14 protein-coding genes are annotated in these 12571 nt (G+C 56.2%); 5 read left to right on the forward strand and 9 right to left on the reverse strand.

Translation table 11 applies throughout. The annotated features are described in order from the left end of the window. Position 1: 1 nt before the first annotated feature. Complete coding sequence (locus AC2FLG_RS08200) at positions 2 to 1015, reverse strand: hypothetical protein (RefSeq protein ID WP_496700627.1); 1014 nt, start codon at positions 1013 to 1015, stop codon at positions 2 to 4. A 152-nt stretch (positions 1016 to 1167) separates the two neighbouring features. Between AC2FLG_RS08200 and AC2FLG_RS08205 the strand changes: the two genes are divergently transcribed. The 3 genes from AC2FLG_RS08205 to AC2FLG_RS08215 all read left to right on the forward strand — a co-directional run bounded on the left by AC2FLG_RS08205 (position 1168) and on the right by AC2FLG_RS08215 (position 3663). Beyond that, positions 1168 to 2103, forward strand: coding sequence for a DMT family transporter (locus AC2FLG_RS08205; protein WP_142632801.1), 936 nt, complete (start codon positions 1168 to 1170; stop codon positions 2101 to 2103). After that, a complete protein-coding gene (locus AC2FLG_RS08210) occupies positions 2100 to 2747 on the forward strand; it encodes a sulfotransferase family 2 domain-containing protein (RefSeq protein ID WP_496705792.1) in 648 nt (215 codons plus the stop codon). Before AC2FLG_RS08205 ends, AC2FLG_RS08210 begins: the two co-directional genes overlap by 4 nt. A gap of 187 nt (positions 2748 to 2934) precedes the next feature. Then, positions 2935 to 3663, forward strand: a complete 729-nt coding sequence (locus AC2FLG_RS08215) for a Hint domain-containing protein (protein WP_496692446.1) — start codon at positions 2935 to 2937, stop codon at positions 3661 to 3663. A gap of 67 nt (positions 3664 to 3730) precedes the next feature. Here AC2FLG_RS08215 and AC2FLG_RS08220 read toward each other — a convergent pair whose 3' ends face one another. From AC2FLG_RS08220 to AC2FLG_RS08255, 8 genes are all read right to left on the reverse strand, one after another. Further along, positions 3731 to 5932: a 3-hydroxyacyl-CoA dehydrogenase NAD-binding domain-containing protein gene (locus AC2FLG_RS08220; RefSeq protein ID WP_496701474.1), complete on the reverse strand. Its 2202-nt coding sequence runs from the start codon at positions 5930 to 5932 to the stop codon at positions 3731 to 3733. After that, complete coding sequence (locus AC2FLG_RS08225) at positions 5925 to 6413, reverse strand: cupin domain-containing protein (RefSeq protein WP_142632807.1); 489 nt, start codon at positions 6411 to 6413, stop codon at positions 5925 to 5927. Before AC2FLG_RS08225 ends, AC2FLG_RS08220 begins: the two co-directional genes overlap by 8 nt. Further along, positions 6413 to 7624: an acetyl-CoA C-acetyltransferase gene (locus AC2FLG_RS08230; protein WP_281971800.1), complete on the reverse strand. Its 1212-nt coding sequence runs from the start codon at positions 7622 to 7624 to the stop codon at positions 6413 to 6415. The genes AC2FLG_RS08225 and AC2FLG_RS08230 overlap by 1 nt, the downstream gene beginning before the upstream one ends. Positions 7625 to 7634: 10 nt before the next feature. Then, the gene (locus AC2FLG_RS08235) at positions 7635 to 8273 is read right to left on the reverse strand and encodes a glutathione S-transferase family protein (RefSeq protein ID WP_142632811.1); all 639 of its coding nucleotides are present in this window, start codon (positions 8271 to 8273) and stop codon (positions 7635 to 7637) included. Between the two features lie 79 nt (positions 8274 to 8352). Then, positions 8353 to 8565 (reverse strand): hypothetical protein, encoded by a 213-nt coding sequence (locus AC2FLG_RS08240; RefSeq protein WP_142632813.1) that lies wholly within the window; start codon positions 8563 to 8565, stop codon positions 8353 to 8355. A gap of 51 nt (positions 8566 to 8616) precedes the next feature. Then, positions 8617 to 10398, reverse strand: a complete 1782-nt coding sequence (locus AC2FLG_RS08245; RefSeq protein ID WP_496705794.1) for an acyl-CoA dehydrogenase C-terminal domain-containing protein — start codon at positions 10396 to 10398, stop codon at positions 8617 to 8619. A 48-nt stretch (positions 10399 to 10446) separates the two neighbouring features. Continuing rightward, positions 10447 to 10848 (reverse strand): MerR family transcriptional regulator, encoded by a 402-nt coding sequence (locus AC2FLG_RS08250; RefSeq protein WP_142632817.1) that lies wholly within the window; start codon positions 10846 to 10848, stop codon positions 10447 to 10449. A 298-nt stretch (positions 10849 to 11146) separates the two neighbouring features. Continuing rightward, positions 11147 to 11515: a MerR family transcriptional regulator gene (locus AC2FLG_RS08255; RefSeq protein ID WP_142632819.1), complete on the reverse strand. Its 369-nt coding sequence runs from the start codon at positions 11513 to 11515 to the stop codon at positions 11147 to 11149. Between the two features lie 113 nt (positions 11516 to 11628). Between AC2FLG_RS08255 and AC2FLG_RS08260 the strand changes: the two genes are divergently transcribed. Continuing rightward, complete coding sequence (locus tag AC2FLG_RS08260; protein ID WP_142632821.1) at positions 11629 to 12048, forward strand: PaaI family thioesterase; 420 nt, start codon at positions 11629 to 11631, stop codon at positions 12046 to 12048. Continuing rightward, entirely contained in the window at positions 12048 to 12566 is a 519-nt protein-coding gene (locus AC2FLG_RS08265; protein ID WP_271948008.1) for a PaaI family thioesterase, read from the forward strand. The genes AC2FLG_RS08260 and AC2FLG_RS08265 overlap by 1 nt, the downstream gene beginning before the upstream one ends. Positions 12567 to 12571: the final 5 nt, after the last annotated feature.

Here is a 12571-nt window from a genome sequence, read left to right on the forward strand (position 1 = left end):
CTTATCCGCCGCATATATTCTGCAGCCGGACCCATTCGCGATCTGGCAGTATCTGTTGCTGGGGCTGGCCCGCCATCGGGTCGGCCTCGATCAAGCCCAGCACGGTTTCACCTGTCACGTCCGTCGCATAGGCAAAGGGGACCGAGGGCAAAGCTGCCTCGGCAAAAATTTCCAGCAGGTTCTCGTCGGGTACAGCAGGACGGGGTTCTGATAGAACTTCTTCGGTATAACTGTCGACAATCTGAGGTGTCAGCTCACCGGTTGTCAGCAGGCGGAACGCAGATCTGATGCCGGTCCGGTCCAGCAGATCATCCAGTGGGTCCTGTGCCTGCACACGTGCACGTTCCGCAAGGATGTACCCGGCCACGACCGAGGGGTCCTCGTGATCTTCGACCAGAGATCGGTTCAACAGGACAATTCCACCCGGCAGGGTCAGGCTGGTCTGTACTCCGGCGGGTAGGATAACGATTGCGCGCACGCCCGTTCTTGCCGCCAGATGATCCAGTGCTTCCTGAGTGCCCTCGGACACGCAGGCGCGGCCTGACACTCTTTCTATGCGCCTCAGGATCGTGTCGCCGATGTCGATACGTTTGATTTCGGGAACGACGGATACGACATGGTTTTGTAACGCTGACGGTAACCACAACAGCATGAGCGCGGCCACAGCAGCCACAACCCCGGCCACGCTGAACCACCGCAAACGCCCGGGGTGGGGGCGTGACCAGTCGATGGCACGCTGCAGACGGTCAATGGCTTCGATCATCGTGGTTTCGGATTGGGCCAGTTCCAACGTCTCTTGCGGGTCGCCATCCGGGTGGTAAATCGCAGGGAAAACACCGGGGTTCTGGCGCTCTAACGCAGCCAGCGACCAATGCGTCAGGGCCCGGTCGTTGAAATCTGATATCGTCAGAGTCGCTTCGCCAATCGACACAACAACCTCGCGCCGCTGAACATCGGGCGAGGGGCGCCACAGACCGGTGGCTTCGATCCGCTGGAACTGTTTCAGTGCCGTCATCGGGGTGATGTCTGCTCGTTCTTAATTGGAGCCAGCTTAACACGCTAAATTCAACCGGCGCAAACCTGTTGCGCGATGTTCAGGAAATGTGCTGGATACCTAGACGAGCGGAATATTCTGTTACCGCTCTCCATCATGCCGCGGGGAAAATGATGCAGGCGGACACCCAGACTTCACCGGTTTTGGCCTCGGTGCTGATGGTCAGTGCTATGGCAATCATCGGCGTGATTGATAATGTGGTCATCTTGGTGGCCGAAACGATCGGTCTGTGGCAGTTCCATTTCAGCCGGGCTCTGCTCATGCTACCGCTGATAATGGGCCTGTCACTGCTTGGGCTGGGCCGCTTGCGCCCGATTAGGCTTGGCCCCGTGATCCTGCGTAGTGTTCTCATCACATTGGCCATGTTGTTCTATTTTGCCTCGCTTGCGCTGATGCCGATTGCTCAGGCGTTGGCGGGTTTGTTCACGTCGCCGATCTTTGTGCTGTTGATTACAACCGTCGCCATGAAGCAACGGATAGGCCCATGGCGTATTCTGGCCGTTGCAGTAGGGTTTGCCGGGATTTTGTGCGTGTTGCAGCCGAATCCCGGCGAGTTTGATGCAAAAACGCTGTTGCCGGTCGCCGGAGGGCTGTTCTACGCGTTCAGTTCAGTCATCACCCGAAGCCACTGCGCGCAGGAAAGCACAACGGCATTGCTGGCGGCTATGGTGACAACCTTGGGAGTGGCCGGAGCGGTAGGGCTGATCGTGTTATCCTTGTTTCCGGGGGTTCCGGTCGCTGGGCCGGAGGGCTTCGTTACCCGTGGCTGGGTCTGGCAAATGGGACCGGCAATTCCTTGGATTATAGTTCAGGCAATAGGGTCGACGATTGCGGTATTCATGCTGATCAAATCCTATCAGATCGGTGAGACCTCTTATGTGGCGGTGTTTGAATATTCGGTGATGATATTTGGACCCTTGTTCGCCTGGAGGGTCTTTGGGCAGAATATCGGTGTTCTGCAGATCCTCGGCATATGCCTGATCGCAACGGCCGGAGTTCTGCTGGCCTGGCGGTCCACGCGTCCCGCCGCTACAGAGGCCGCATCGTGATCATTTCGCGCGGTCGCTCTTATATCTTCGTCCACATTCCCAAAACTGGAGGGACATCTTTGTCGCTGGCTTTGGAACAGCGCGCGATGAAGGATGATATTTTGCTGGGAGATACGCCCAAGGCAAAGAAACGCAATAGGCGGATCAAACAGCTATCGGCGCGTGGCCGCCTTTGGAAACATTCAACCCTCGCCGATATCGAAGGTGTTCTTTCACCGGATGACTTTTCGGGGATGACAGTCTTTACTCTGGTCCGAAATCCCTGGGATCGGCTTGTCAGCTATTATCACTGGCTCAAGGTGCAAGGCTTTGATCACCCCGTAATCGCGCTGGCCCGCGCCCATTCGTTTGAAGGATTTGTCTGCCACCCTGCGACGCAACAATCGCTCCGTCAGCATCCGGCGCGGCACTACGTGACGCGAGCCGATGGTATCGAGCAGTGCCAGTATTTCATCAGACTCGAAGCGTTTGATCAGGACGCAGAGCCTCTGTTCGACCATTTGGGGTTCCGGATCACGCTGCCGCATCTGAATCGATCAGAGCGGGCGAAAGATTACCGCAGCTATTATTCAGCCGCATCACAAGAGGCCGTCGCCGAGGCTTGCGCTGAAGATATAGACAGATTCGGATACTCTTTTGATTAGATGACAGAAATATAGTTTCCCTGCCGGACTTAATACCGGGCGATTACAGATCGTTGTTCCGTTTTTAGCGTTATCCAACGGGGTTTGGGACCCAAATCAGGCTCAAATGTGTCAAAATTTGGACGTGTGATCGGTTTGGATGCTAATGAATATCTATTGTTTTTGGTGCCAGCAGGGGGGGAGGCACGTGTTTGAAGTAGTGAGTGACATGGGTATTTCAGATGTTCCGGAAAGCCGGACACAATTCGAAACCAGAGTAGAACTGAACGCGCGCCGTGGCGGCTTGATCCACGGGACCAGGGTTGCAACTGTCGACGGCTGGACGCCGATTGAAGACATTCAGCCTGGTGATCTGATCCGGACAGTCGAGAACGGCTTTAAGGTAGTAAGGCGCATTTCTGTCGATACGATTTCGGTTCCTACTGAAGAAAGTCGGATCGAGTATTTGCCAGTCCGCGTACCCCCAAGTGCCGTCGACAGCCCAGGTACGATTTGGATCATGCCTGAACAGGGTATAGCATTGGAGCATGGCACCGCAGATCTGACTGTTGTGGCAGCACGAAAGTTGAGCGGTTTGTTCCGCATCAAGTCGGACGTCCCGGCATCATCATTCGATGTCAGCGCACTGTTCTTTGACGAGGATGAAGTGGTCTATATGGAAGGCGGCATGCGCGCCTTCTGCCCGTCAGGGCGTTTCGGCGGCCACAGCGGCACAAGTGCGGGCTATCAAATTGCCGAAAGCGAAACAGCGGCGGATTTGGTCGAAGAAATACGAACCGAGGGCCGCGTGGCAGCCCTTGCCAACCCGTTGGGTGCGCTGCCTGCACCCATCTCGCTGGAACAAGTTGTCCCTTTGAGACCCAGCAGGGGTGCGCGTCGCCCGGGTCGTCCGGGCCGACCTCTCCCAGTGATCTGAACGGCAGACCAACCAAACACGACAAGCAGGGTGCTGGCGTAAGGTCTCTTACGCCAGCACCAACTGTTTAGGCAGCCTTGGCTTCGGGGTTGAACCGCCCGTAGAAGCTTTGGCCTTTATCTGCCATCTCACGCAGCAGCGGCGGGCAGGTAAACCGTTCCCCATATTGTGCGGTCAACTGATCGCAACGCTCGGCCGCATAAGGGGTGCCGATGATGTCCAGCCAGCTCAGTGGGCCACCTGACCAAGGTGCAAAGCCCCAGCCCAAGATTGCGCCGACGTCACCCTCGCGGATGTCTTCCAGAACGCCTTCTTCCAATGCGCGGACGGCCTCCAGAACCTGAGCGAACATCAGGCGTTCCTGCACTTCGATTAGGTCGGGCTGATCCTCTGCGAGCGGATACTTGTCCTGCAGACCCTTCCAATATTCGACGCGCTTGCCTTTTTCGTCATAGTCGAAGAAGCCCGCGTTTGCCTTGCGGCCCAGACGGCCCTGTTCTTCCATCCAGAAGATCAGATTATCGGACGGGCTTTCAGGATATTCGTTACCCATCGCGGCCTTGGTCGCGCGTGCGATCTTGGCACCCAGATCAATCGAGGTCTCATCAGTCAGCTGGATAGGCCCGACAGGGAAGCCCAACTGGCGTGCCGCGTTGTCGATCAGAACCGGGCTGACGCCTTCGGTCACCATCCGGGCACCTTCATTGATGTAGGGAATGATGCAGCGGTTGGCGTAGAAGAAGCGGGCATCGTTGACCACGATAGGCGTCTTGCGAATCTGGCGCACATAGTCCAGCGCCTTGGCCACTGCGCGATCACCGGTTTCCTTGCCTTTGATGATCTCGACCAAGAACATCTTCTCGACGGGCGAGAAGAAGTGGATGCCGATGAACTGATCCGCACGCACCGAAGCTTTGGCCAGGTCGCTGATCGGCAGGGTCGAGGTGTTCGAGGCAAAGATGCAGTCCTCGGGAATGATCGCCTCGACCTTTTTGGTCATCTCGGCCTTGACGCCCATGTCTTCGAAGACGGCTTCGATGATCAGGTCACAGCCCTTCAGATGATCAAGGTCAGGGGTCGCGGTGATGCGGCCCAGCATGGCCTCTTTCTTTTCAGCCGTAACCTTGCCGCGCTTCATACCTTTGTCCAGGTACGTCTCGGTATAGGCTTTGCCTTTGTCTGCTGCTTCCTGATCGCGGTCGACCAGAACAACTTCCATACCGGCCTGCGCCGATACAAGTGCGATACCCGCACCCATCATGCCAGCGCCCAGAACACCGATCTTCTTGACTGACTGATCCGGTACGCCCGCAGGACGCACGGCGCCTTTTTCCAAGGCTTCCTTGTTCAGGAACAGTGATCGGATCATGGCACCCGAAGACGGGTTCATCAAAACGGAGGTGAACCAACGGGCTTCGATCTTCAGCGCGGTGTCGAAATCAACCAGCGCACCTTCGTAAACAGCGCTTAGCAACGCCTTGGCGGCAGGGAACGCACCCTGGGTTTTGCTATTCACCATAGCCGAGGCGCCGACGAAATTCATGAAACCGGCAGGGTGGTAAGGCGCACCACCGGGCATTTTGTAACCCTTGGCATCCCAAGGCTTCACAATGTCCGCATCTTTGGCGTTCAGCACCCAATCTTTTGCCGCGGCAACTGGATCCTCTGCGATCTCATCGATGTAGCCTGCACTTTTCGCCTTTTTGACGTCCAGCATCTTGCCTTCCAGCAACAGCGGAGCGGCTGCAATCGCACCGACCTTGCGGACCATACGGGTGGTGCCACCAGCGCCGGGGAAGATGCCAACCATGATTTCAGGCAGGCCGTATTTCGCCTTTGGATTCTCGGCTGCAAAGATGCGATGCGTCGACAGCGGTAGTTCCATGCCAATGCCTGCGGCTGTACCGGGCAGGGCGGTTGCAATCGGCTTGCCGCCTTTCTTGGTCTTGGGGTCCATGCCCGCCAGCTCGATCTTGCGCAGCACGCCGTGCATATTCATGGTGCCTTCGAACAGGCCCTTGGCGGGGTTGTCACCCGCCTGTTCTTTCATCACCGCAAGCAGGTTCAGGTCCATGCCACCGGCGAACGAACCTTCTTTCCCGCTGGTGATAACGATGCCTTTGATCTCGTCATCGGCAAGTGCCTGATCGATGCAATCGCTCAACTGTGCGAAGCCGTCAAAAGACATCACGTTCATGGACTTTCCCAGGACGTCCCAGGTGATAATGGCGACGCCGTCCGCGTCTTTGCTCAGAGTGAAATCAGTCATTGTCATCTCCAATCTGGTCAGCCGTTAGCGGGCTGCCATCTTTCCGGGTGAAAGAGAATCCGTTCTCATCATCCTTCACCATCATGTCTAAGTCGCTGTAATAGCCGGTCTCGTTCGGGGTCCGTGTGCCCACCACCAGAAAGGTCGCAGGCGCATCGGTGTTGTTCACAAGGTGATGGCCGTTGGCTTCACCTGCGGGCCATGCGGCGCAATCGCCGGGCTGCATTTCATGCTCGCCATCGTCGTCGATCAGCGTACAGGTGCCGCTTAGCATGATTGCAAACTCGTCCTGCTCCATATGGTAGTGGCGCAGCGAGGACATGCCTTGCGGTTCAAGCCGTACGATGTTGACCCCGTACTGGGTTAGCCCGCCCGCATCACCGAGGCGCTGAACAAAACGGCCTGCGGTCGCCTCGGCCAGCTTGCCGGGATAGGCCGAGCCGCCCTGAAACGGAATCTGAGAGAGATCCAGCTTGGGCATCAGACGCGCTCGATGATCGTTGCTGCACCCATGCCAGATGCGATGCAAAGCGTGGCCAGCCCGGTTTCCTTGTCCTGACGTTCAAGCTCATCCAGCAGGGTGCCGATGATCATCGCGCCGGTCGCGCCCAGCGGGTGGCCCATTGCGATCGAGCCGCCATTGACGTTGACCAAAGCCGGATCGACATCGAATGCCTGCTGGAAGCGCAGAACAACCGAGGCAAAGGCTTCGTTCACTTCGAACAGGTCGAGATCGCTGATTTTCATGCCGTTGTCGGCGAGGATTTTCTCAGTCACCGGAACCGGACCGGTCAGCATAATGGTGGGGTCGGTGCCGATCTTGGCCGTGGCCTTGATGCGTGCGCGCGGCTTCAGGCCGTACTTCTCGCCGAATTCCTTGTTGCCGATCAGAACTGCCGCCGCACCATCCACGATGCCCGAGCTGTTACCCGCGTGGTGGATATGATTGATCTTTTCCAGATGCGGGTATTTCAGCTTTGCGACGTTGTCGAAGCCGGGCATTTGCTCGCCCATCATCTGGAATGCGGGGTTCAAGCCACCCAGGCTTTGCATGTCCGTGCCGGGGCGCATGTATTCATCATGGTCCAGAATGGTCAGGCCGTTCTGATCCTTAACGGTGATGACCGATTTCGAGAACCGGTTGTCGTCCCACGCAGCTTTTGCACGGCGCTGCGATTCCATCGCCAATTGGTCGGCCTGATCCCGAGAGAAACCGTATTCAGTGGCAATGATGTCAGCCGAAATACCCTGCGGCACAAAGTAGGTGTTCATCGCCAGCGAGGGATCAACCGCAATCGCGGCACCATCGCTGCCCATAGGCACGCGGCCCATCATCTCGACACCGCCTGCAATGTATGCGTCGCCTGCGCCGCCCTTGACCTGGTTAGCAGCCAGGTTCACGGCTTCCATCCCGGACGCGCAGAACCGGTTGATCGCCAGCCCGGGGATCGATTCATCCAGATCAGAACCCAGCACTGCGGTTCGTGCCAGACAGCCGCCCTGTTCCATAACCTGGGTTACGTTGCCCCAGATGACGTCCTCTACGGCGTGGCCCTCTAGATTGTTCCGCTCTTTTACGGCGTTCAATGTCAGCGAGGACAGGCGCGCCGAAGTCAGCTCGTGCAGGCTGCCATCCTTGCGGCCTTTGCCGCGCGGGGTACGCAGGGCGTCATAGATATATGCGTCGGTCATAGTTTTCTCCTTAAGCTCGATCCGGCACAGAGCCGGGCATCAGGTCGTAGGGGTGTTTCCAGCCAGGCTGCTGGGACAAGCGTGTCAGCCAGGCGTCGATATTTGGCCATTCGGTGCGGTCAAAGCCGAAGGGTTCAGGATAGTAGAGATAGCCACAGCAGCTGAGATCAGCATTGGTTACGCCGTCCCCAACGATCCAGTCGCGACCGTTCAGATGTGCATCCAGGACTTGATACGCAGCCTTCAGACGACCCTGGTTGAATGCGATCACATCTGGGTTGCGATGTTCTTCCGGCAGAAAGTTGATCAAAAAACGGGTCAGGCCTGCCATCGAGCTGAGTTTGTGATTGTCCCACAGCACCCAGCGCAGTACCTCGTATTTCTCTTCCTGCGTCTTTCCTCCGAACATACCTGTCTTTTCAGTTATATAAGTCTGAATGGCCCCGGACTGACTGGTGCGAAAGTCGCCATCAATCATGACGGGCGCTTCACCCATTTCGTTGACAGTGGCACGAAATTCGGGAGTGCGTGTCACTCCTTTGAAGAAGTCGACTTCGACGGCTTCCCATTCTAACCCTGATAACTCCAGAGCCAGCGCCGCCTTGTACGAGTTTCCGCTGACGCCGAAACAATGCAGTTTGATGGTCATCATTTGCCTCCCTTGGCACATGAGTCAGTGCGATGTGCTGTATCATGTAGCCCGCCCTTTTTTGGGCGGGTCTGTTTTCTTATCGTTTGCGTTCTTCAAGTTCGGAATTGAAGATACGCAAACGGTGCGTCAGGCTCTCTTCGTCGATGACACTGTTGAAGTTCTCGAACAGGAATGACAGTGCCTCACCTTCGTCCAGACCAGCCTCGCGCGCGAACCCTCTGAGTTTGCGATAGCCGTCTTCGGTCATGGCGACCGGGAAACGGCGTGTTAGGCGAAATCGTTTTGGCATATCGAGCCTTTCGAATGGCCGGCCCCAAGATGGTCTGGGGCCGGTCAGAGATCAGAAGCTTGCCGCGTCCAGGCCCATGACAGTATCCGCACCGCTCTGGATGCGTGTCAGATGAAGACCGGTGGCTGGCAAGCGACGCGCCATGTAGAACTGGCCGGTGGTAATCTTTGTCTCGTAGAACTCGGTGTCCGAAGTCCCGGCTTCAAGTGCGGCATAAGAGGCTTTTGCCATCTGTGCCCACATCAGGCCCAGGCAGACATGACCGAACATGTGCATGAAGTCATTCGACCCAGCCAGCGCATGGTTGGGGTTCTTGGTGCCGCTTTGCATAAAGTACATGGCAGCGGCCTGCAGATCCTTGGAGGCCGCTTTCAGCGGTTCGATAAACGCCGTATCATAGGCTTCGTTCTGACCTGCGTTTTCCTTGCAAAAGTTTTTGACCATTTCGAAAAACGCCATGACGTGTTTGCCGCCATCTTGGGCAAGTTTACGGCCCACAAGGTCAAGCGCCTGAACGCCGTTTGCGCCTTCGTAGATCATCGCGATCCGGGCGTCGCGGGTATATTGCGACATGCCCCATTCTTCGATGTAGCCGTGGCCGCCATAGACTTGCTGGGCCTTGACCGTCATGTCATAGCCTTCGTCGGTCAGGAACCCTTTGAGGACCGGCGTCAGCAGTGAGATCAGGCCATCGGCGGCATCGTCACCAGAGCGGTGGGCCTTGTCGATCATGGTCGCTCCCCACAGAACAAAGGCACGGGCACCCTCGGTAAAGCTTTTCTGATCCATCAGGCTGCGGCGGATGTCGGGATGCACGATCAGCGGATCGGCTGGACCGTCCGGGTTTTTCGCACCGGTCACATCGCGGCCCTGCAGGCGGTCTTTGGCGTATTCCACCGCGTTCTGATAGGCCGCGTCGGCCTGGGACAGACCCTGCATGGCTACACCCATACGGGCTTCGTTCATCATGGTGAACATCGCGCGCATGCCTTTATGCTCTTCGCCCAAAAGATAGCCGGTTGCCTCGTCATAGTTCATGACGCAGGTCGAGTTGCCGTGGATGCCCATCTTTTCTTCGATGTTGCCGACCGATACGCCGTTGCGTTCACCCAGGCTGCCATCTTCGTTCACCATGAATTTAGGAACGATGAACAGGGATACACCCTTGATGCCTTCGGGGCCGCCCACGATCTTGGCCAGCACCAGGTGAATGATGTTGTCGGCCATGTCGTGTTCACCAGCCGAGATAAAGATCTTCTGACCGGAAATCTTGTAGGAGCCATCCGCCTGCGGTTCAGCCTTGGTGCGCATCAGACCCAGGTCGGTGCCGCAATGCGGTTCGGTCAGGTTCATGGTGCCGGTCCAATCGCAGCTAACCATGTTCGGCAGATAGGTTTCTTTCTGCTCTTGGGTGCCGTGCGCCAGAATGGCCGAGGCTGCGCCGTGGGTCAGACCTTGATACATGGTGAACGCCTGGTTCGAGGCGGAAAACATCTCGGCCACGGCAGAGCCGATGACATAAGGCATGTTCTGGCCGCCGAATTCTTCGGGCATGTCCAGGCCGGTCCAGCCGCCTTCCTTCATCTGACCGAATGCGTCTTTAAAGCCAGTAGGGGTATATACCACACCGTTTTCCAAACGACATCCTTCGGTATCACCGATTGTATTCAGCGGGTGCAGAACATTTGTCGCCACCTTACCGGCTTCTTCTAGAACAGCGCCGGTAAAATCAGGTTCAAGCTCGCTATAACCCGGGATGTCCGATCCCGATACATTGAGCACTTCGTGCAATACGAACTGCATGTCTTTGGTTGGTGCATTGTATACGGGCATTGGGAACTTCCTTAGTTTCGCTTGTCCGGTGGGTGGGTGCCGCCGGGGTTATTCTGCGGCCTTTTTGTCGCTCTTGATCGAGGCGATCACTTTCTCGCCCCATCTCAACTGTTCTTTTAGATCGTCAATGGCCTGGGTCAGCTCTTCACGCCGGGATTCCATATCGGCAAGCCGCTCGCACGCGATCTCATAGGTGCGGGTCATCTGTGTAACCTGCTGATCACCTACGTGATACAAATCAAGAAGCTGGCGAATTTCTTCCAGGCTGAAGCCAAAGCGTTTGCCTCGCAGGATCAGCTTGAGACGCGCCCGGTCGCTTTTGGTGAACAGTCGTTTCTGCCCTTCGCGGATCGGAAACAAAAGTTCCTTTGCCTCGTAAAAACGTAATGTGCGCGGCGTGACATCATAGGTCTCGCACATTTCACGAATGGTCATCAGATCTTCGGTCATGGTTTCTGCACTCTTGTAACTGGCCTTCGTTAAGCTGATTTGCGCAGTCGATGCGCGTCTTACAGCACGTAGATGCCGTTCACGTAACGCGAACGCTGCGTCACAAATAAGTTGACGTAACTTCCGTTCGCGTCAAGGTTTCTACTGCAGGGAATTTCAGGACGTCACGTCAGATCACCTTCCAGATGCAATTTTCCAAACACGGGAAAGCATGCTGAAAGGGTAAAAGAGCCCAGGAAGGGTCTGTTTTTGGCTTTGGCAAATCCGATAGTAAACGCGATCAACTGGGCAGCAATGCCTAGTCTAACAATTTCGCGGTCTGGTCACGCATTTGTTCCAAGGCATCTATGGCTTCATCCAACTGTTTTTTCTGATTGTTCAGTTCGACAAGCTGATGTTCGGCCATTTCGATGAAGGCCTTCATCTGTGCCTGATTCCCCTGATCTTCGTAGATCAGCAGCCACTGGCGGATATCTTCCAGTGGAAATCCGTATTTCCGTCCCCGCATGATCAGCGTCATCCGAGCGCATTCCCTAGGCCCGTAAAAGCGAGTTCGGCCTTCGCGGTCAGGCTGCAGAAGTTCGATATATTCATAGTAGCGCAGGGTACGTGGAGTCACGTCAAACTCGGCGCACATCTCTTTGAATGACAAACGGTTGTCGGGCATTCCTGGTCTCCTTCGAAACAGCGTAGGACGTGGCGAGTTCAAGCGCAACAGGCGGGCTTGCTCTTTTGCTAGCCTGACGCTCATAAAGGGAGAAACAGAGAGGACACAAGTAGATGGTCGACAAAGCTGCTATAGCACGACAGTTTATTGAGGCCATTCCGCATGCCAAAGCTTTGGGTTTGACACTCACCAAAATGGGTAATGGCGAGGCCGAGATTTCGATGCCCTACAAGGCCGAACTGATCGGTGATCCACGCACGGGTGTGATCCATGGCGGGGCGGTTTTTGCCCTGCTTGACACCTGCTGCGGTTCCGCGGTCATGTGCCATCCTTCTTCGCCCGGCGCCACCGCGACAATAGATCTGCGGATAGACTACATGCGCCCGGCGACGCCAGGGCAGAGCATTACGACACATGCTGTCTGTTATCACATCACCAGAAACGTGGCCTTTGTCCGCGCAACTGCGATGGATGAGGACAAGGACCTGCCCGTGGCAACCGCCACCGGTTCATTCACAGTGGAGAGCCGATGATGTCACGACCTCGGCCCGAAGCCATGCAGCTTATCGAACAGCGTCGCGATGCAGCACTGAAGGCAATCGTGGATGGTGTTCCATATATTCAGTTTCTCGGAATCGAATTTGACCGGCGGGGAAATGAGTTGACCGGGGTACTGAACTTTGACCAAAAGCTGATCGGAAACCCGATGCTTCCGGCGCTTCATGGTGGTGTGACGGCTGCCTTTCTGGAAGTAACCGCGGTTATCACCCTGAGTTGGGAGTATTTCTTTCCCCGGATCGAAAACGGCGAATTGGATGCCAGCACGGTCTTTCAAGATGAAACCATCATGTTTCCAAAAACAGTCGATTTCACTGTTGATTACCTGCGATCGGGCTTGCCTCGGGATGCCTATGCGCGTGCCTTTGTTCGCCGATTAGGGCGCCGGTATGCGTCGGTTCGTGTCGAAGCGTGGCAGGACAATCATCAGCGACCTTTCGCACAGGCCAGCGGGCATTTTCTGATGCCGCAGTCCAAATCGAAAGCTGAGTAGATTTC

It is taken from the genome of Ruegeria sp. CDSA193 (genome assembly GCF_059611885.1).